Below are 19434 nucleotides of genomic sequence, written 5' to 3'. Positions count from 1 at the left end.
GAAGGACCAACCTACATGACATCCCCGACCAAGCCGACCGTACTGATGGTGCCCGGACTGCGCGATCACGTCGAAGACCATTGGCAGACGATTCTGCAACGCGCGCTGCCCAACGCGCGATCCGTCGCGCCGCTGGAGCACGACAAGCTCAGTTGCGCCGCGCGCGTCGCGGCGCTCGATGCAGCGCTGCGCGACATCGACGGTCCTGTCGTGCTGGTCGCGCACAGTGCCGGCGTGATGATCACCGTCCATTGGGCGCGGCTGCGTAGGCGGCCCATTCACGGCGCGTTGCTCGCGACGCCCGCCGATCTGGAAACGCCGCTGCCCGAAGGTTATCCGACGCACGACGCGCTGCGCGACAACGGCTGGCTGCCCATGCCGCGCGAGCGTCTGCCGTTTCCGGGCATCGTCGTCGCCAGCACCAATGATCCCCTCGCGCGCTTCGAGCGCGTGGCGGGCATGGCGCAGGCGTGGGGCAGCCGGCTGGTTCACGCGGGCGCAGTCGGTCATCTGAATCCCGCTTCCGGATTCGGCGAATGGCCGCGCGCCGCCGAGCTGGTTGCCGAGCTGAGCCGGGAACGGGCCAACGCGCCATGTTGACGGAGATGAAATCGTCGCTTGAACGCACAGTCTGCCGGGCGGGCGAGCTTGCGCCGGGTCAGCGGAAAATCGTGTTCGTCGACGGCCGATGCATTGTGCTGTTCAATCTCGGCGGCGAGCTGCGCGCAATCGACGACGCGTGTCCGCATAACGGCGCGTCGCTTTTCGCGGGCCGTCTGGAAGGCAGCGTGCTGAGATGTCCCGCGCATGGCCTCGCGTTCGATCTGCTCACGGGCTGCTCGCCCGCCAGCCGCGCGCTGTGCCTGACGACGTTTCCCGTTCGTCAGATCGACGACGGCATCGTCGTCACGTTGAAAGACGGCGGTTCACTAGCCTAAGCGTGAGATAAGGTTCAACCGGTACGATCGTGCCGACTGTTTTCTACAGGGTTCGAAGCCCGCACGATCACCGCATGAACACACTTGAAGCGTTCAATCAGGCGCTCTTTCTCACAATCAACGCGACCACGTCGACGCCTCACTGGCAAATCGGCGTCGCGTTGTCTATCGCCGATTATGCGATCTGTCTCGTTCCGCTCGTGCTAGCGATGCTGTGGCTCTCCGGCGATCGGGACAGCCGCGAAGCCGCGCTGCGCGCGTGTTGCGTCGCGATGCTCGCGCTCGGATTCAATCAGCTCATCGGCCTTGCGTGGATGCATCCGCGGCCGTTCATGATAGGCCTGGGTCATACGTTCATCGAGCACGCCCCCGACTCTTCATTTCCCAGCGATCACGGCACCGTGTTCGCAAGCATCACGTTGACGCTGCTTCTCGCGCGCATCCGCTGGGCCGGTCTGCTCACGCTGGTTGCGGGGCTGGCCGTCATGTGGGCGCGCGTGTTTATCGGCGTGCACTTTCCGTTCGATATGGCGGGCGCCGTTGTGATTGCGTGTGTCGCGTATAGCGTCGTGAGGCCGCTGTGGTCGCTGGCGGGCAGCGCGGCGACGGACCTGACCATCTTGCTGTATCGCAAGCTGCTGGCCTGGCCGATTGCACGCGGGTGGATGCGTACGTAGCCTGAAAGAACAAACCGCGACAGCGTTCCGTCGATTGACGGCGCATGTCGCGGACGATTTACCTCAGCGGACTGCGCTGGCCTGCAAGCCGGCGCTCAATGCATTAGTGGTGCTCGAAAACGGGTGCCGAGTACGAGCTGGCCGAGAACGAAGCGCGTTGGCCACCTTGCGACGAACCATCCGCCACACCGCCGACACCGCTATTCTCTGCTGCGTTGACCTTCGCTTGCGCGGCCTGGATGTTGGCCGGGTATTGCGTATCGCTGCTATTCGACGGGACGTAGCCCGCCTTTTCCAGTTGCACCAGCTCGGCGCGAACTTGAGCACGGGTCACCGGCTGGCTGGATTGCGCGAATGACATGACGGGAACAACGAGGACAGCAGCAACTGCGACAGCCTTGATGAGCGATTTCATGATCATTACCTCCAGAATTTGTTTTCGGGTGCTTCGAACGTTTTGTTCGTTGCGTTGAAAACAGTTTAGGAGCGTCGCCCATCCGGATAAACCCTCGATCGACCAACTCTCAGTTTCAGGAAACGTTATAAACCGCCCAAAACTGGTGCGGAATGCGTTTTGTATCGTGTGTAATGGCGGTAATAGTTGCCTCGTCAATCGGCCGCACGATGCAGCAGCTCGAATTCGAAGCGCACGCCATGCTGCTCGATCCAGCGGCGCGCCCACGCCAGCGCGCATTGCATCGCAGCCTCCGGTGCGCCGAACTTCGGACCCACGAGGCCGGATCGCGCGACACGCCTGCCGTTTCGCGTGATCTCCGTCCAGCCGCGAAACATCGCGTCCGGTACGGAATCGGCCGCGACGTACACGACGTAACCGCGTTCGTTGGGCACGCGCGTGCCCTTCGCCGCGAGTCCCATCCAGAACGCGCGATTCTGCGTGTGCCGCCCGCGTAGCGGCCCGCTCGCGACCGCCTCGATCTCCGCGATTGCCGTGTGTTCCGGCTCGGCGTGCGCGAAGCGAACACCTGCATCGGCCGTCGACGTCTGCCACGACGCCTGGCTTCGCCAGACCACGCGAGGCAAGCCGCGTTCCTCCATCGCGCGCGCTTCGCGTTTCGGCTTTGCTTTCGGGACCGAGCGCGGCATGTCGGGCACATACGAAAAGCAGCGCCCTCTGTCGCTGAGGATGCGGATCATCTCCGCGAGCTTGCCGTCGAGCCGCCACTCTTCGAAGCGGCATCGGCATGTAGGCTGCGACGGATAGTGCGCGGGCAGCCTCGCCCACGATTCGCCCGTGGTCAACACCCACAGCACCGCGTTGGCGAGCACACGCGGCCGGATGCGCGGCCGGCCGCGCTTCAGCATGCCCGCAGGCGGCGGTGCGCAGAGGGTCGGCGCGATCAGCAACCACTCCTCGTTGGAAAGCTCTTCGAACTGCATCCCCTCCTCCAGCCGCTGCGCGCATCGGGCACCGGGTAACCATTGACCCATGACGTAATCTTTGATGCAGTCAGGATTCGGATCGGGCTCGATGCGGAGCCGGCTGAATCTTGTGTCAGGAAATCCCTGGCCGCACCCGACGCGATCACACACGAACGAACAGGAGACGAGATGAGCCCGCAACCGGCCACACCGCGCTTTTCATCCGCCGATGCGCAGGCGTTGCCGTGGACGCCATCGGCCTGTGCGAGCGGCGTGCAGATCAAGAATCTCGGCAAGGCCGACGGACGCGCGATGCAACTCGTGCGATTCGAACCGGGGACCGAGTTCCCGACGCATCTGCATACGGGCCCGGAGTTCATCTACATGCTCGAAGGCGAAGCCGTGCAGAACGGTCAGCGCCTGTTGCCGGGATGGGTCGGCATCGCCGAAGCGGGAACGGTTGAGAACGGCTTTCGAAGCGATACAGGTTGTGTCTTTCTGTTGATCTACGATCTCGCGCAGCGCTTTTGCTGATCACGAAACTCGCGCCACGTAGCGCCCGACACGCGCTACAACTGCTTACAAAACCGTTGCGGCCGTGCGTGCACCGCCGTCATTCGAGCGACGTTATTGCAGGCACACACACCGTGGAGCCCGTCATGAACGCCAATGTCCCGAACAGCCTGCCGCAACGTAGCCGCATCCATCCTTTGATTGCGGGCGCTGCGGTGTCCGTGATCCTCGCCAGCGTCACAGGAGTCGCAGCGATAACGGGCATTCTGCCTGTGTCGCACGCGGTGCCGTCGCCCGCTGCGCAAATGGCGCCCGTCGCCGCGCAACCGGCCAGTGCGCCGCTCGCCGCCGTCGAGCCAGCCAACGCGGCCCAGCAAACGGGCACGGTCCAGCAAGCGAACAACGCTCAGCCGGTCGCGCAGCAGGCAGCACCCGCCGCGCCGAAGCCCGTGCATCACACGCGCAAGCCGCACGTCGCGCCCGCGCCGCAATACGCGGACAGCGGCAACGCACAACCGGCAGGCACCCGCCAGGTCGCCGCCGACCCCTACGCGGGCGAAGTCGTCGCCATCAACCCCGTGCAGACGTCGGAGCCGACCACGGGACTCGGCGCGGTCGGCGGCGCGGTGGCGGGCGGCTTGATCGGCAATCAGTTCGGCGGCGGACGCGGGCGCATTCTCGCGACCGTCGCGGGCGCGGTGGGCGGCGGTTTCGCAGGCAACGGCATCGAGCACGCGGTGCGCAAGCAGACCAGCTATCAGGTGCAGGTGCGCATGCAGGACGGCAGCTATCGCAACTTCACGTATGAAACGCAGCCGCAGGTTCAGGTCGGACAACGCGTGCACGTATCGGGCGACACGCTCTCGGCTTCGTGATCGCAAGCACGGAGCGCCGACGTCCCGGTTACTAGCCGTTACACACGCAACATGACGGATGCAACATGAGAATGGCTGCATTTCTACAATGCCCGTCACTCGCCATCGAATGGCATTCACCCGCACACGTCCAGAACGGAGCCTTACGTTGAAACGCCTCACACTCATTTGCGCAGCAGGTCTCGTGGCCGCGAGCGCATCCACGGCGGCGCTCGCCCACGTCGACGTCGGCGTGACGTTCGGCGTGCCTGCGCCCGTCTATGTCGAGCCCGCGCCCGCCGTCGTGTACGAAGCGCCGCCGCCCGCCGTCTATGCGCCCGCGCCCGTCTACTATGGCTACGGATACGGCGGCTATCGCGATCCGCGCGACTGGCACGATCATGGCCGTCATCGCGGCTGGCATCGTCATCACGATGACGACGACGATTAAAGCCATCGTCGCCGGTTGAATTTGAGCGGAAACGATCCGGATTCCCTGGCGAACCGATCGGCCCGAACCCCACCGCAAACGACACCGTCAGCAAAGAAAACATTGCAATCCGGCAGAGCTCCGTGGTAGAAGCACCGCGCAAAGTTTTATCAACAGGAGCACGCGGTGAAGAGAACCGCCGAAAACAAGCTGAAGGTAGTGGCAGTGCGGGTGGATCCCGCGATCGAACGCAGGTTGAAACTGTTGGCGGACGCCACGGGACGCCGGCAGTCGTTCTTTCTGCAACAGATGATCGAGAACGGCATCGCCGCAATGGAAGAAGCATGGCTGCCGCCCGCCGTGCTCGCGCAGGTTCGCGACGGAACGCTGCCCGCGCAGCAAGCGGAGCGCGCGGCGACGCCGGATCTTTTCAGCGATCTGTTCGCCGGTCAGGACAGTTAGCGTCGTCGGCTTTCGCGAGCGGCGAACATGGCTTCGATGGCCGCGGCGAGGGCTTCGGCGAGCCGCGCGTCGGAAGCCAGATGACCCGCGTCGACAAACCGGCCTTGCACGGCGGGCACCGCGCGCATCAGGCGATGCAGATTGTCGGGAGGACACACGGGATCGCGCAAGCCATGCACCGCGTGGACCGCGACGCCCGATGCGACAGCGTGCCTGGCATGCGCAATCAGTCGACGCTCGCCGAGCCAGCAGCCGTGCATCAGATAGTGAGCCTGAATACGGTACTTCGCCGTCATCGCGCTCGCGCGGTGCAATGCCTTCTGCCTGCGCGTCGCGGCCGATCGCGATGAGGGCTTCATCAACATCGCATTCTCGCAGGCACGCCACGCGTCAGCGACGGCATTGGCGCGTCCATGCGTTCGCGCCTGCATCGTCCGCATGCAGGCCAACGGCAGCGACCACGCGCGTTCGCAATGCGTCGCGCGCATCAGGTCGCGCCACGCGGCAGGCGCACGCGAGCGCGACGTGACGAACAGGCGGCGCACTTCACGCTGCGTCGTCAGAAAGAGTCCACGTAACACGACGCCGCTGACGCACGCGGGATGCGTTCCTGCATACGCCAGCGCAAGCGCTGCTCCCCACGATCCGCCGACCACGCCCCAACGCACGATGCCCAGTCGCGCGCGTATCGCTTCGAGATCGCGAATCAGATGGCGCGTGTCGTTATGGCGAACACTGCCACGTGGCGTCGATGCGCCTGTGCCGCGCTGATCGACCATCACGACTCGGCAACGCGCGAGATCGAAGAGGCGCAATACGCCCGGATTGCTGCCGCTACCAGGTCCGCCATGCAGCACGACGACGGGCACGCCGTCAGGCTCGCCATGCACGGTGTAGGCAACCGTGTGACCGTCGCGTGCGATCGTTCGATGATGTGCGATGTCGTGCGTGCTCATGCATTCATTCTCGCCGATCGTGTCCGCCGCCACGCATCCTTTCGCGAAGCTGACAGCGTAACGCTTTGAAGCCCAATGGCCCGCGTCTTGCTTTTTGAACTCCGCGATGCCGGCATTACGACTGGCAAGATACCGGAGGAGACGATGCGCGACGATGTCCAGACTATCGGATCACTGACAGGCCGAGAGAGCGGCTGGCTCACTCCGTCGATCCAGAAAGCGCACGAGAGGTCGGAAACGTTCGGACTCAGCGCGTCGATGTGCCCGGACTACGACGTGCTCACGCATGGCGAATTGCGGATGAAGCTCGAACAGAACCGCGTGCTGTACGCTCACGCGACGCCCGTGATGGAAACGCTGCGCGAGCAGATCGCGAACACGCAAAGCATGATCGTCCTGACGGACGCGGAAGGTCTGATTCTTCATTCGATCGGCGACGACGATTTCCTGCGCCGCGCCGAGAAGGTCGCGCTCAAGGCAGGCGCCAACTGGGCCGAAGAGCGGCAAGGCACGAATGCGATCGGTACGGCGATCGCCGAACGCAGCGCCACCGTCGTGCACGGCGATCAGCACTATCTCGCCGCGAACCGCTTCCTCACCTGCTCCAGCGTGCCGATTCTCGATCCCTATGGCGATCTGGTCGGCGTGCTCGACGTGACGGGCGATCACCGCAGCTACCATCAGCACACGATGGCGCTCGCGAAGATGTCCGTGCAGATGATCGAAAACCATTTGTTCGCGAACACGTTCCGCAACACGCTGCAAATCGCATTTCATGGCCGGCCCGAATTTCTCGGCACGTTGATGGAAGGCATCATGGCGTTCACGTGCGACGGACGCTTTCTGTCCGCGAATCGCAGCGCGCAGTTTCAGGTCGGGCTGCCGCTCGCCGCGATGCGCGCACACACGCTGTCGTCGCTGTTCGGGCTGACCACGCCGCAGCTGATCGACCGCCTGCGCGCGAGCCACGGTCATCACATCACGCTCGATCTGAACAATGGCACGGTCGTTTGCGCGAGCGTCGAGTTTCGTCGGCCGACGCTCGGCGGCGAAGGTTCGTGGCCCGGCGATTCCGCCGTCGGCACACGGCCCGCCGTCACCCGCGTGCAGCCGGCCAGGACGGCTGTTTCCGTCAATGCGCCATCGAGACTCGACGCTCTGGACACAGGCGATCCGCAGATTTCCGCCGTCATCGCCAAGGTGCGCAAGGTGATCGGCAAGGACATTCCGATTCTGATCACGGGCGAAACGGGCACCGGCAAGGAACTGCTCGCGCAGGCCATTCATAACGATTCGCCGCGCCGCGCGGGCCCGTTCGTCGCGGTCAATTGCGCGTCGATCCCGGAAAATCTGATCGAGTCGGAACTGTTCGGTTACGAGGAAGGCGCTTTCACGGGCGCGCGCCGCAAGGGCGCAGTCGGCAAGCTGCTGCAGGCCAATGGCGGCACGCTGTTTCTCGACGAAATCGGCGACATGCCGTATCCGCTGCAGGTTCGGCTGCTGCGCGTGCTGCAGGAGCGCGTCGTCGATCCGCTCGGCTCCAGCAAGTCCGTGCCTGTCGATATCGCGATTATTTGCGCGACGCACCGCAATCTGCGCGAAATGATCGTGCAGAACCGGTTCCGCGAGGATCTGTATTACCGGTTGAACGGTCTCGTCGTCAAACTGCCGCCATTGCGTGAACGGACGGATCTCGCCGTCGTGATCGAGCGGATGCTGCAGTCGATGCCGTCCGACGAATCGGACGGTGCGCCGCTCAGCGTCACGACCGACGTGATGGCGCTGTTCGAGGAATGCGCATGGCCCGGCAACTTCCGGCAGCTCGGCAATCTGCTGCGCACGGCAGCCGCCATGGTCGACGACGACGGTGAACTCAGGCGCGAGCACCTGCCCGAAGATTTCTTCGACGATCTGCGCAGCGGCGCGGCGCTCGGCGCGCGGTCAGCGGGCGCTCCCGTGCCGCTGATGAGCACGCGGCTCCACGACGTGCAGGCGTCCGCGATCGCGGCGGCCGTTGCGCGGCACAACGGCAACGTGTCGGCGGCCGCGCGGGCGCTCGGCATCTCGCGCAACACCGTATATCGGAAGATGCCCTCGCTGTGCGCAGGCCCGGATCCGCGAAACGACGACTAATGTCCGTCTGTCGCGCGCTGTTGAGTTTTGGAACACCTGTGCTCCGAAACTGGACAGCCTGTTCACTGACAGCACTGCGCACGTCGCGGGAATCTTCCCCGGCATGGAGCTTGCGTTAAATCGCTCCGACCGCGACCGATCGCGGTTGTTCGGCAAACCATCCAGGAGACATGCCATGCAGTGGACGACGCCCGCTTATACCGATCTGCGCTTCGGTTTCGAAATCACGATGTATATCGCCACCCGCTGACGCCGCGTTGAAGCGCCGTCGCGCGTTGTGCGCAGCGCCCGACGGCGCATTCATTCCATCGATGAGGCCTACCGCATGATTCCGACGCAAGCGAACGCCGGTGCAAGCGAGCGCCCGCGGCTACGCGATCTCTTCCGGCTGCAATGGGAGCCGGTGCAGGACGCGTATGTGCTGCTGCATCCGGAGGGCAAGGTGAAACTCAATCCGAGTGCCGGAGCCATCCTCACGCGCTGCGACGGCACGCGCGAACTCGACGACATCATCGGCGAGCTTGAAGCCCTCTTTAATGCGTCCGGTCTCGCAACAGACGTGTATCAGTTCATCGATCATGCGCGGCAGCGCGGCTGGGTCGATTGACATGCGCAGGCGACGGCGGACGAACTTGAGGACAGGCTCATGTCCGACCTGATGATGTTTCTGATTCTCGGCGGTACGCTCGGTGTGCTCGCACTGCTGTCCGCCGCCATGTGGATATGGATGCTGCACAAGTCGCACACGGAGTGGCGGCTTAGCGCTGACAACGGGCGTCTCGCATCGCCCTTCCGGAACAACGCAACGGCAGATACGACGGCAAAAGCCAATAGTGCCGCCGAACTCAGTCGCCGCGCGTCGTAGCGATACGCATCGCAACCGGCGCGGCAGTCGGCGGAAACACACGCCACATGCCGTCGCGATGACGGAAGAAATGAATCGTGACATCGCCTTCCGGTCGATGCACATCGACACGCACATGACAGCGGCGTCCGCCGCCTTCGCATCCGAATCTGGCAAAACTCACTTCGCACAGCGGCATGTGCGCCAGCCACCGCTCGACCATCGCCCGCAAACTGTTCATGACCTTCGCACTCGCTGATTGACGACGCTACACGTTCGCGCTCGTAGCAATGCAATGTGCGAGAAGCATGCCACTCAGCGAGGCGCACGTCGTCGACGCGCATCGAGACACATCACATGTCGCGGTGTCACATACGGCAACAGGCGAACTGTCCACTGCTCCACGATGCAACACGCCGCATGCGCCTCTTCAATGCGTAATCGCAGCGGGCGCATATCGGTTCGACAGCACACACGCCGATTCGCAAGGATAGCCAAACAATGGCATGCGACTTGCCTTTACGAGCCCGCCGCCTTCACACACGCCGACGAAGCGCTGCTGACAGGCGTCGCACCGATAACTCACCCACAACCATCTTGGATGGGACAGGAGACAACGATGAAGACAAGTCCGGCTTCGGCCACGCGGCTCGCGATGCTCGTCGCGGGCGTCGTGGCGGCAATCGGTATGAAGCCCGCGACGGCAGCCGCCGCGGCCGACTATCCCGCCGTGACCTACGACCGGCTCACGTCGGCGCAAAGCGATCCCGGCTGGCTCACGTACTACCGCACATACAACGGTCAGGCGCATTCGCCGCTCAAGCAGATCGATACGTCGAATGTGAAGAACCTGAAGCAGGCGTGGGCGTACAAGTTTCCGGCAGACCTTCAGCAAGGTTTCGAAGCGACGCCCATCATCAACGGTCGCTTTCTGTTCGTGACCACGCCCAAAGACAACGTCTATGCATTCGATGCAGCGACCGGCAAGCAACTCTGGAAGTACGAACCGAAGCTCGGCGCCGAAGCCTTCAAGAACGCGTGCTGCGACGTTGTGAATCGCGGCGTCGCGCTGTACGGCAAGAACGTCTATGTCGCGATGCTGAACGGCGAAGTGGCCGCGCTCGACGCGCAAAGCGGTTCCCTGGTGTGGAAGAAGGCGATGTTCGAACCGGGCACGGGCTACGCGTTCTCGCTTGCGCCGCTCGCGCTCGACGGCGCGCTCGTGGTCGGCAGTTCGGGCGGCGAGTACGGTGCGCGCGGCTTCATTGCGGCGCTCGATCCCGAGAACGGCAACGTCCAATGGAAGCGCTATACGGTGCCCGGCGCGAAGGAGCCGAACGGCAATACGTGGCCCGACGGCATGCAGGAGCACGGCGGCGCGCCCGCATGGCTGACGGGCACGTACGACCCCGGCAGCAAGACGCTCTACTGGGGCGTCGGCAACCCCGGACCGTGGCTCGCCGATCTTCGCCCCGGCGACAACCTCTATTCGGACTCGCTGCTCGCGCTCGATCCGAAAACGGGCAACCTCAAATGGCACTACCAGTACACGCGTCACGACACGTGGGACTATGACGGCGTCAACACGCCCGTCCTCGCCAACATCAAATACGACGGCAAGGACTATGACGCGATCATCCACGCGGACCGCAACGGCTATTTCCACGCGATCGATCGCAGCAACGGCAAGCTGATCTATGCGCGTCCATTCGTAAAGGCCACCTCCGTCACGGGCTATACAGCCGACGGCAAACCCGTACAGGACGAATCGAAATATCCGAAGACGGGTACGACCATCGAAACCTGTCCGAGCTTCCTTGGCGGCAAGAACTGGTGGTCGGTTTCCTACGACGCAGACAAGCACATTGCAATCATTCCCACGCTGCACGCGTGCATGTCGCTGTCCGGCAAGTCGGTCACGTATATGGAAGGCCTGCCCTATCTCGGCGAAGGCTTCGAGATCAAGCCCGAACCGGGCAGCAAGGGATACGGCGAACTGCAGGCCATCGACGTGAACACGGGCAAGAAGCTCTGGAGCCACTGGAGCAAGCTGCCGTGGAACGGCGGCGTCGCGACGACGGCGAGCGGCCTCGCGTTCAGCGGCTCGCTCGACGGACATCTTTACGCCTTCGACGTCACGAGCGGCAAGGTCTTGTGGCAAAGCCCGAAGCTCGCAAGCGGCATCATTGCGCAGCCGTCGGTGTTCGAGATCGACGGCAAGGAATATGTCGCCGTGCTCGCGGGCTATGGCGGCGCGAATCCGATCTGGGGCGGCCCGATGGCAAAGGCCGCCGACAAGGTGCCGCGCGGCGGAACGCTGTACGTGTTCGCCCTCAACCATTCGTGATCTTTGCAGAAGCGGCACGCGCAGCGGATGCATCGCCGCGCGCGTTCCGCTCTTTCCGGACGCCTTGAAATGAACCTCTCTCTCAATCGTATTCCGGCGGCAGGCGTGCTTGCCGTCTGTGTCGCGCTCACGTCCGTTCACGCGACGGCGGCCGTGAAGGTCTGTACGTTTCCCGGCAGTCCGTCGGCGTCTCTGGACGAAGCCGTCGCGCGCGACGCGTTTGCGCAGGCGGGCATCGCCGCGACGATCGTCAGGCACGGCATCGGCGAAGGTGACGATGACGGCGTGTCGCTGAAGGAACTCGACAGAACGCTCGCACGCGAGTGCGACGTGATCGCGGGCTTTCCGCGCTCGACGGTGGCTGACGGCTCCAGCAGCAAGCTGCAATTCTCGCGCGGCTATCTGCGCGCGGGCTACGTGAGCATCGAAGCGCCCGACGCCAATCCGCAGGGCGCCGCGAAGAACACCGTCGCGGCAACGTATGCGAGCCCCGCGCAGCTCATCGCCGTGCAACAGGCGAGCGTCACGCTCGATCTGGAGAATACGTCGGCGTTGACGGTCGAGGCCGTAGCGAAGGGACAGGCGCAGCGCGCGATCGTCTGGTATCCGGCTGTCGTCGCGTATCGGCTCGCGCATCCGCAACGTCAATTCACGGTTTCCGCCGCGCGCTCGCCGTACGCAGACTGGCAACTCGTATTCGCGTTCGGGCCGCGCACCGCTGCGATGCGTCCGAGGATCGACGCGGCGCTCGACCGGTTGTCGGGCAATGGCCGCCTCGTCGCCTTGACGCACGACTGGGCGTTGCCTGCGCACGCGCTCGACGCGGCAGCCAGCGACGATGCCGCGCGCTTTCGCGACGGACCCGCTGCATCGCGCGCCTTCGCGCAACGTGCGCTGCTCGCGACGGCGACTGCGGACAACGCCGGCGGCTTCATCAAGATCGCCGCCGACGCGAGCGGCACACCGTCATTCGATCAGGCGCAAGCGACGCACGGCAAGACGCTCTACTCGTCGGCGTGCGCGAAATGCCACGGTGCGCAGTTGCAGGGCGTGACAGCGCCGGCGCTGCAAGGGCCGGCGTTCGCGCCGGCATCGAATGCGCATCTGACGATCGGCGGCGTGTTCACCTATCTGTCGACGAACATGCCAGCCGACAAGCCGGGCAAGATGAAAGATCAGGACTACGCGGACATCATGGCGTTCCTGCTCTATTCCAACGGCTATCGCGCGAGCGGCACGAAGATGACGGCCGACGACGCGCGCGCGTCGACCATGAAGCTCAACGCGGGCAAGTAAGGTTCATCTGATTGTTCGCGTCGAATGCGCGGCGCGTGACGGCTTCCGTCGACACGCGCCGCGCTCGCGTATTGATGCAATGTGTGCAACGCCCTCCTGTATCGAATCGCTGCGTATCCAGCACGTGCGCTCCATGACGCCGTGTGCGTGACTCACACAGTCCTTAATTACTTCATCCGATAACGGCCCTTGCATCGATGGCAAGCAGGCCGAGTATTTGCATCACTTCACGCACGGATGTCCTAACATCCAATAGAGTCGATGCCGCATTCCTGTACAAGCCATTTCCGTTTTTCCGTCAGTCACGGCGGGGCCGATCAGTTCGGATCCCTGTTATTCAGTCTGAAGGAGCGGCCATGTCCCCATCCCGCCTGGAACGGGCCTTCGCACTATGCCTGTGGATCCTTGCCGCGCTCGCATTCAGTGCAGGCGGCGTACAGGCTCAAACCCAGCAGCAACCCACGTCTGCAGCCGCGCCCGCAGCCGCGCCCGCTGAACCGTTCAAGCCAGAGGAAATCGAGGCGCTCGTCGCGCCCATCGCGCTATATCCCGATTCCGTGCTGTCGCAAGTGCTAATGGCGTCGACGTATCCGCTGGAAATCGTGCACGCGGCGCGTTGGGTCAAGGCCAATCCGAACGTCAAGGGCGATGCCGCCGTGAAGGCCGTCGAAAGTCAGCCGTGGGATGTCAGCGTGAAATCGATGGTCGCATTCCCGCAAATTCTCGAACCGATGAACGACAAGCTCGACTGGACGCAGAAACTCGGCGACGCCTTTCTCGCGCAGCAGAAGGACGTATTCGCCGCCGTGCAGCGGCTCCGGGCGCGAGCGAAAGATTCCGGCAATCTGAAATCGAACGAGCAGCAGAACGTGGTCGTCGAACAGCCGCCCGCCGGCGGCGGGGAGACGATCATCAAGGTCGAGCCTGCGAATCCGCAGGTGATCTACGTGCCCGCGTACAACCCGACCGTCGTGTATGGCGCGTGGAGCTATCCCGCTTATCCGCCGACCTATTGGCCGCCTCCCCCGGCCTACTATCCGGGCGGAGCGCTGATGACGGGATTCGCGTGGGGCATCGGGCTCGCCGCCGCCGGCGCAATCTTCAGCAATTGCAACTGGGGCGGCGGCGACGTCAATATCAACGTCAACAAGGCCGCGAACATCGATCGCAACTTCGACCGCACCAAGGTCCAGGGAGGCCGCTGGCAGCACGACGGCAGCCATCGTCAGGGTGTGGCTTACCGGGACAACGCGACCCGCGAAAAGTATTCGCGGAACGTGCCCGGCGCCGAAGGACGCTCCGATTTCCGCGGCCGCGATGCAGGCGCGGGCGGGCGCGCGAACACGGCTGACCGTGCGGGCGCGGGCAACCGTGCAACGACAGCCGATCGCGGCAATGCGGGCAACCGTGCATCGGTGGCGGACCGGTCGAATACGGGCAACCGCGCGGGCGCAGCGGACCGCCCGGCTGCCGGCGACCGCGGCGGCGTGTCGAACCGCGCCGGTGCAGGCGCGGGCGACGTCACGCGCGCCAGCGATCGCGCGGGCGGCGGCGGTAACAGCGGTTTCAGCGGCGGCCGCGACAGCGCGTTTCAAGGCGTAGGCTCGGGCGGCGCGACACAGCGCAACTACGATCGGGGACGCGCCAGCGCGCAGAGCTCCGGCTTCAACCGGCCGAGCGGCGGAGGCGGCATGCGGGCCGGTGGCGGCGGTGCGCGCGGCGGAAGACGCTAGGAGACACGAGCATGACAACATCGTCAGGATTCCGTCCGGGTTCGGGGGCGGCCGCGCTACGCGCGGTTGCGCTTGCATGCGCGCTGTGTGTTGCCGTGTCGACGGCACATGCGCAGAAGAACTTCAGTTCGCCCGATGCCGCGATGAATGCGTTCGGCGAAGCCATCGCTGATAACCAGGAAGCGACGCTGCAATCGCTCTTCGGCCGCGATTTCCGCAACTGGATTCCGCCCGTCGGCGCGGACGTGCGGAGCCGCTTCATCGACGAGTGGGGCAAGTCGCATGAAATCCAGCAGACGGACGATCATCACGCACACATCTCGGTGGGTGGCGACGGCTGGACGTTCCCGATTCCGCTGCTGAAGTCCGCACAGGGATGGCATTTCGATACCCGCGCGGGCGCTGAAGAAATGCGGCTGCGCCGCATCGGCCGCAACGAACTCGCCGTGATCCAGACGATGCTCGCGATCTACGATGCGCAGCGCGAATACGCGCTCACCGATCACGACGGCGACGGGCTGCTGTCGTACGCGTCGAAGCTGTCGAGCTCGCCCGGCAAACAGGACGGCCTGTACTGGCCGACGCAGGCGGATGCACCGCCCAGTCCCCTCGGACCGGCGTTCATCCGGGCGGCGACGGCGGCGCGCAACGCCGGCGACGCCGGCTATCACGGGTATCACTACAAGCTGCTCACGTCGCAAGGACCGCACGCGCCGGGCGGCGCATACGACTATCTCGCGCACGGCAAGCTGTTCGGCGGTTTTGCCGTGATCGCGTGGCCCGCGCGCTATGGGGACACGGGCATCAAGAGCTTCATGGTGAGTCACGCCGGGCAGGTCTACGAGCGCGACCTCGGGCCCGACAGCGCGGAAAAAGCGAAGGCGATGACATCGTTCGACCCCGGGCCCGGCTGGACCAAGGACCAGCCCTGAAACGCGCTGGCAGAAGCATCCGGCACGTCCGACGTTATCGCGAATTGGGGCAACATGAGACGTTCCGCCTCTGTTCTCATTCTGCTGGCAACGGCACTGCTTTTCACGGCGTTGGCTCATGCCGCGATACGCCGCGAGTCTGATGCTGCCCCGCAGTCTGCTGCGCCGGACTCAGCCGTGAGCGGCATGAATTCCGAATCGAACGATCTCGAGCAGCTCTTGCGCCGGCACGGCATCGAGACGAACTCGAACAAGTCGCGGATCATTCTGCGTTGGGTCGAGAAGATTCAACAGGATCCCGTGATCGCCCAAGACATTCAGAACGGCGGTCAGCATGTCGGGCAGATCTTTCTCGATCCCAAGGCACGCGAAGACCTGATGTCGAACGGTCTGGCGCATTTATCGCCGTCGGACCGGCTTCAGTATGTGAAGCTGCTGACGCGTTTTCTCGACGAGCTGGTTCCCGTCAACTGCTTCGGTCTTGACGATATGAGTGCGGTGATGAATCACGTGTCGTTGCGCGAAATGTCGGACGCCGACGTCGACCAGTATTTCGGCCTGCTTTACAAGGTGCTGGTCAGCGAGGCGTCGAATGCGCCCCTGCCCGCACCGACGCCGCAGCAGTACGCGGCGGCGGAGAACCAGCTGACGCGCACACTGATCGCCGAGCTGCGCGGCGACCAGAAAGACCTCGAGCGGTTCGCGTTCTATACGTCGAACCCGAAGCTGGCGACGCCGTCCGATGTGTGCTGGACGACGCGTGTGACCTTGCACGCGATCATCGCCATGCCCGATCCGGAACGCGATCTCGTCCTGCTTCGGACGATGGCGCCGCGCACGATGCAAGGCGCGTTGCCCGCAACGCGTCTGGGCACGCCCGCGACCGCGATTCCGCCGCCGGCGTCGTCGACACCTGGGCGTGTGGACGGGCCGTAGCCTTGGCGCATCGCCTTGCCTCTCGTACGAAGAACGGTCAACTGGTATCGTTGGGTACGCTGATCCTCTTCGAATCGTCGTTTTTTTCCAACCGTATGAAGCCCGTGAAACCCGCCGAGGCGCTGCGATGCGCGTAGGCAAACCCGTCAAGGCGCTGCCGCAGCCGCTGTGCGACTACTGCGGCGCAAAAGCCGTGCTGGCGCGCGCTGGCGACGAAATCTATCCGTATCGCGACGATCACGGCCCTGTCTGGGTTTGCGCGCCGTGTCAGGCGTGGATCGGCATTCCCGCTCGCAGCACGCGGCATGTCCCGCTCGGCCGCCTCGCCGATGCCGCGTTGCGCGACGCAAAAAGCCGCTTGCACGATACGCTCGAGCCGCTCGTCGCCGGCAAGGTGCGGCGCGATGGCGTGAATGCCTTCGAAGCGCGCGCGAAGGCGATCCGCTGGGTCGCGACCGAACTGGGCTTCGATCCGCTGCCCAATTCGATTCACATGCTGTCGCTCGATCAGTGCGAGCAGGCGCTTCGCTATGTCGAGGCGTTCATGGCCGCGCGACGCACCAGTTGATATTCAATCGCGCGGCCAGACACCCGAACTGCCGCGGCGATGACTGTCGACGAGATGCGTATCGACAATGCCCGTCGCTTCCATCAGTGCATGCATCGTTGTCGGCCCGACGAAGGCGAAGCCGCGCGTGCGCAGCGCCTTGCTTAACGCAATGGATTCGGCGGAAGTCGTGGGGATGTCGGCGATCGTGCGAGGCGCGGGCGTCGTGTGCGGCTGGAACGACCAGATCAGCGCGGCCAGCCCGCCTTCTTCGCGCAAACGGATTGTCGCGGCCGCGTTGGCAATCGTCGCGAGAATCTTTGCGCGGTTGCGGATGATGCGTTCGTCGGCGAGCAGGCGTTCAACGTCCTTGTCGTCGAATGTTGCAACCACATCGGGATCGAAGCCCGCGAACGCCTCACGAAAGGCGTCGCGCTTGCGCAGAATGGTCGCCCACGACAGTCCCGACTGAAACGCCTCCAGGCTCAGCCGTTCGAACAGGCCGCGCTCGTCGCGCACGGGCATGCCCCATTCGGTGTCGTAGTAGTGCTTGAGCAGCGGGTCGACGGCGGCCCATGGCGGACGCGCGAGACCGTCGGCGCCAACGATTGCATCGAGCGGCTGCGGCTTCGTCGGACGCGCCGCTTTTTTTGCTGCGGCGCGTGACTTCCTGGCGGCGGGCTTTGTGGCGGGAGGTGCTTTCTTCATCGTCGGTGCCCGTGGCGGGCGCAGGATCGGCGGTTTGGTGGTTTGGTCTTTGGGGCGCGCTTATTGTCGTCTTCCTTGTCGCCCTGTCGCAAGCGCGAGCGAATGATTCCCCGCACGCATCAATCGACACCCGCCCGTGATCAATCGCGGTATTGACCACGAAAGTGAACTGGCGCGCGCACTGCAAGCAGTGGGACATTTGCGTATGCTTGTGCGTATTCACAATGCCCATACATACGAGCGGCCGCCAGCGGCAATACCGTAAAGCTGGCCGTCAGACTCGTGCGGCGGGCGTCTTCGCTCGCTGCCCCTATCAAGGAGAGACTCACACATGTCCGCATACGGAAAGACACCGGAAGCATTGGCCCGACTCACGGCCGAACAGCGTCGCGTGACGCAGGAAAGCGGGACGGAACGGCCGTTTTACAACGAGTTCTGGGACAGCAAGGAAGCGGGTTTGTACGTCGACGTCGTGTCCGGCGAGCCGCTTTTCACGTCGATGGATAAATTCGACAGCGGCTGCGGCTGGCCGAGCTTCACGAAGCCGCTGGAAGACGAGCATGTCGTCGAGCTGCGTGACACGACGCACGGCATGATCCGCACCGAAGTGCGCTCAAAGCACGGCGACAGCCATCTCGGCCACGTGTTTCCGGATGGTCCGCGCGAAACGGGCGGGCTGCGTTACTGCATCAACTCGGCGTCGCTGCGCTTCATCCCCGTTTCGCAGCTTGAAGCGGAAGGCTACGGGCAATATCGCGATCTATTCGAAGTCGCGAAGAAGTAAGCACCGCGATGCGATCGGACGCGCTAGCCCTCGACGGCCAGCGCTTCGATCGCGTCGCCGATCCTGATCGAGCCGCCTCGCACGACGCGCGCCGTGATGCCGCCGAATCCGCGCACCGCGTTGTAGCCGCCCACACCCAGCACATCTTCCATTCGCGAACACGGATGACATTCGCCCGTCGTTTGCAGCACGGCCTCGCCGATCCGAAATTGCCGGTCTTTCAGCGCCATCAGATTGATGCCTTCCGTAACGATGTTGCGCCGCAGATCGAACGCAGCGACATTGCTGCGCCCCAGATGACTCGCGATGCTCCGCAGGCTCTCGGCCTGAATCAGCGTAACCTGACGCGCGCCTGCGCGGCTCGCATAGTGATCGCCGATAAGACCCGCGTCCGTATCGATCATCGCCGCCTCGACTGCTGACATTGCGTCTTTTCGCCGCGGCCGCAAGCCGATCCATACAATCTTGCCGGGATGAACGGGACCATTGAGCAATCGTGCGAGCGGCGATGACGTGTTGAGCGGCATGTGCGTGTTGCGGATAGACAGAGTGGATGTGGATCAGCGGCAATGAATGCCAGACTGCGGCGCGGCGGCGACCGTCTTTATACTATCGCCCATCTGATCACAGGAACCGGAAATGAAACGAGCAGTAGCCGTAGCGGCGCTTGCCGTCTGCCTCGCGCAACCATCGACGCAGGCATTTGCGCAGACAGTCGCCGACCAGTGCTTCGCGATCGGCGATATCGCGGGACAGGTCGCCTCCTGGCGCCGTCACAAGAAGACGAAGGATCAGGCGCTGAATCAGGCGCAGAAGTACTACAAGGACGAGTCGGATCGTCAGGCGGTCACGGCGATGATCGACCGCATCTACAGCAGCCCCGAAGCGATGACGCCCGACCAGGCGAGCATGCTCTTCACGAACGAATGCGCGCAGCAGAAGAAGCCGACGTCGACGCAGTAAC

At 64.0% G+C, this 19434-nt stretch carries 25 protein-coding genes; 19 read left to right on the top strand and 6 right to left on the bottom strand.

Annotated elements, in window-relative coordinates; translation table 11 throughout:
• The first annotated feature begins 15 nt into the window (after window positions 1–15).
• The 3 genes from FRZ40_RS41035 to FRZ40_RS41025 all read left to right on the top strand — a co-directional run bounded on the left by FRZ40_RS41035 (window position 16) and on the right by FRZ40_RS41025 (window position 1615).
• Window positions 16–600, top strand: coding sequence for an RBBP9/YdeN family alpha/beta hydrolase (locus FRZ40_RS41035; protein WP_147238102.1), 585 nt, complete (start codon window positions 16–18; stop codon window positions 598–600).
• A gap of 5 nt (window positions 601–605) precedes the next feature.
• Window positions 606–938, top strand: a complete 333-nt coding sequence (locus FRZ40_RS41030; protein WP_028367528.1) for a Rieske (2Fe-2S) protein — start codon at window positions 606–608, stop codon at window positions 936–938.
• A gap of 74 nt (window positions 939–1012) precedes the next feature.
• Window positions 1013–1615, top strand: coding sequence for a phosphatase PAP2 family protein (locus tag FRZ40_RS41025; RefSeq protein WP_147238101.1), 603 nt, complete (start codon window positions 1013–1015; stop codon window positions 1613–1615).
• Between the two features lie 103 nt (window positions 1616–1718).
• Here FRZ40_RS41025 and FRZ40_RS41020 read toward each other — a convergent pair whose 3' ends face one another.
• Window positions 1719–2030, bottom strand: a complete 312-nt coding sequence (locus FRZ40_RS41020; protein WP_147238100.1) for a DUF4148 domain-containing protein — start codon at window positions 2028–2030, stop codon at window positions 1719–1721.
• Between the two features lie 194 nt (window positions 2031–2224).
• Window positions 2225–3013, bottom strand: coding sequence for a transposase (locus FRZ40_RS41015; RefSeq protein ID WP_147238099.1), 789 nt, complete (start codon window positions 3011–3013; stop codon window positions 2225–2227).
• Between the two features lie 171 nt (window positions 3014–3184).
• On the opposite strand from FRZ40_RS41015, the gene FRZ40_RS41010 reads away from it, so the two are divergent.
• From FRZ40_RS41010 to FRZ40_RS40995, 4 genes are all read left to right on the top strand, one after another.
• Entirely contained in the window at window positions 3185–3529 is a 345-nt protein-coding gene (locus FRZ40_RS41010) for a cupin domain-containing protein (RefSeq protein ID WP_028367532.1), read from the top strand.
• A 125-nt stretch (window positions 3530–3654) separates the two neighbouring features.
• On the top strand, window positions 3655–4383 hold the full coding sequence (locus FRZ40_RS41005) for a glycine zipper 2TM domain-containing protein (protein WP_147238098.1): 729 nt from the start codon (window positions 3655–3657) through the stop codon (window positions 4381–4383).
• 148 nt (window positions 4384–4531) lie between these two features.
• Window positions 4532–4813: a hypothetical protein gene (locus FRZ40_RS41000; protein ID WP_028367534.1), complete on the top strand. Its 282-nt coding sequence runs from the start codon at window positions 4532–4534 to the stop codon at window positions 4811–4813.
• A 165-nt stretch (window positions 4814–4978) separates the two neighbouring features.
• A complete protein-coding gene (locus FRZ40_RS40995; protein ID WP_028367535.1) occupies window positions 4979–5254 on the top strand; it encodes a hypothetical protein in 276 nt (91 codons plus the stop codon).
• Here the strand turns inward: FRZ40_RS40995 and FRZ40_RS40990 are convergent.
• Complete coding sequence (locus tag FRZ40_RS40990) at window positions 5251–6210, bottom strand: alpha/beta fold hydrolase (RefSeq protein WP_147238097.1); 960 nt, start codon at window positions 6208–6210, stop codon at window positions 5251–5253. The genes FRZ40_RS40995 and FRZ40_RS40990 overlap by 4 nt on opposite strands.
• 144 nt (window positions 6211–6354) lie before the next feature.
• On the opposite strand from FRZ40_RS40990, the gene FRZ40_RS40985 reads away from it, so the two are divergent.
• From FRZ40_RS40985 to FRZ40_RS40970, 4 genes are all read left to right on the top strand, one after another.
• A complete protein-coding gene (locus FRZ40_RS40985; RefSeq protein ID WP_147238096.1) occupies window positions 6355–8343 on the top strand; it encodes a sigma-54-dependent Fis family transcriptional regulator in 1989 nt (662 codons plus the stop codon).
• Window positions 8344–8518: 175 nt separating this feature from the next.
• Window positions 8519–8593, top strand: coding sequence for a pyrroloquinoline quinone precursor peptide PqqA (gene pqqA, locus FRZ40_RS40980; RefSeq protein WP_033379411.1), 75 nt, complete (start codon window positions 8519–8521; stop codon window positions 8591–8593).
• Window positions 8594–8668: 75 nt separating this feature from the next.
• Window positions 8669–8950: a pyrroloquinoline quinone biosynthesis peptide chaperone PqqD gene (gene pqqD / locus FRZ40_RS40975; protein WP_147238095.1), complete on the top strand. Its 282-nt coding sequence runs from the start codon at window positions 8669–8671 to the stop codon at window positions 8948–8950.
• 39 nt (window positions 8951–8989) lie between these two features.
• The gene (locus FRZ40_RS40970) at window positions 8990–9208 is read left to right on the top strand and encodes a flagellar motor protein MotA (protein WP_147238094.1); all 219 of its coding nucleotides are present in this window, start codon (window positions 8990–8992) and stop codon (window positions 9206–9208) included.
• Here FRZ40_RS40970 and FRZ40_RS40965 read toward each other — a convergent pair.
• Entirely contained in the window at window positions 9189–9428 is a 240-nt protein-coding gene (locus FRZ40_RS40965; protein ID WP_147238093.1) for a hypothetical protein, read from the bottom strand. The two genes, FRZ40_RS40970 and FRZ40_RS40965, sit on opposite strands and share 20 nt — an antisense overlap.
• 378 nt (window positions 9429–9806) lie before the next feature.
• Here FRZ40_RS40965 and FRZ40_RS40960 point away from each other — a divergent pair, with 378 nt between their 5' ends.
• The 6 genes from FRZ40_RS40960 to FRZ40_RS40935 all read left to right on the top strand — a co-directional run bounded on the left by FRZ40_RS40960 (window position 9807) and on the right by FRZ40_RS40935 (window position 16999).
• Complete coding sequence (locus FRZ40_RS40960) at window positions 9807–11534, top strand: methanol/ethanol family PQQ-dependent dehydrogenase (protein ID WP_028367541.1); 1728 nt, start codon at window positions 9807–9809, stop codon at window positions 11532–11534.
• Between the two features lie 69 nt (window positions 11535–11603).
• On the top strand, window positions 11604–12830 hold the full coding sequence (locus tag FRZ40_RS40955) for a c-type cytochrome (RefSeq protein WP_147238092.1): 1227 nt from the start codon (window positions 11604–11606) through the stop codon (window positions 12828–12830).
• A 356-nt stretch (window positions 12831–13186) separates the two neighbouring features.
• Window positions 13187–14563 (top strand): DUF3300 domain-containing protein, encoded by a 1377-nt coding sequence (locus FRZ40_RS40950; RefSeq protein ID WP_147238091.1) that lies wholly within the window; start codon window positions 13187–13189, stop codon window positions 14561–14563.
• Between the two features lie 11 nt (window positions 14564–14574).
• Window positions 14575–15495, top strand: a complete 921-nt coding sequence (locus FRZ40_RS40945; protein WP_147238090.1) for a DUF2950 domain-containing protein — start codon at window positions 14575–14577, stop codon at window positions 15493–15495.
• Window positions 15496–15681: 186 nt separating this feature from the next.
• On the top strand, window positions 15682–16431 hold the full coding sequence (locus FRZ40_RS40940) for a hypothetical protein (protein ID WP_231516158.1): 750 nt from the start codon (window positions 15682–15684) through the stop codon (window positions 16429–16431).
• A gap of 127 nt (window positions 16432–16558) precedes the next feature.
• Window positions 16559–16999, top strand: coding sequence for a zinc-finger-containing protein (locus tag FRZ40_RS40935; RefSeq protein WP_147238089.1), 441 nt, complete (start codon window positions 16559–16561; stop codon window positions 16997–16999).
• Window positions 17000–17002: 3 nt separating this feature from the next.
• Here the strand turns inward: FRZ40_RS40935 and FRZ40_RS40930 are convergent, their stop codons facing one another.
• Window positions 17003–17686 (bottom strand): DNA-3-methyladenine glycosylase I, encoded by a 684-nt coding sequence (locus tag FRZ40_RS40930; protein ID WP_147238088.1) that lies wholly within the window; start codon window positions 17684–17686, stop codon window positions 17003–17005.
• Between the two features lie 331 nt (window positions 17687–18017).
• On the opposite strand from FRZ40_RS40930, the gene msrB reads away from it, so the two are divergent.
• On the top strand, window positions 18018–18470 hold the full coding sequence (gene msrB, locus FRZ40_RS40925; RefSeq protein ID WP_028367548.1) for a peptide-methionine (R)-S-oxide reductase MsrB: 453 nt from the start codon (window positions 18018–18020) through the stop codon (window positions 18468–18470).
• Between the two features lie 23 nt (window positions 18471–18493).
• Here msrB and FRZ40_RS40920 read toward each other — a convergent pair whose 3' ends face one another.
• Entirely contained in the window at window positions 18494–18895 is a 402-nt protein-coding gene (locus FRZ40_RS40920) for an MOSC domain-containing protein (protein ID WP_231516156.1), read from the bottom strand.
• A gap of 214 nt (window positions 18896–19109) precedes the next feature.
• On the opposite strand from FRZ40_RS40920, the gene FRZ40_RS40915 reads away from it, so the two are divergent.
• Complete coding sequence (locus FRZ40_RS40915; protein WP_147238086.1) at window positions 19110–19433, top strand: hypothetical protein; 324 nt, start codon at window positions 19110–19112, stop codon at window positions 19431–19433.
• Window position 19434: the final 1 nt, after the last annotated feature.

The sequence above is a fragment of the Paraburkholderia azotifigens genome (genome assembly GCF_007995085.1).
GTDB lineage: Bacteria > Pseudomonadota > Gammaproteobacteria > Burkholderiales > Burkholderiaceae > Paraburkholderia > Paraburkholderia azotifigens.
This window is presented reverse-complemented; position numbering and strand designations above follow the sequence as displayed.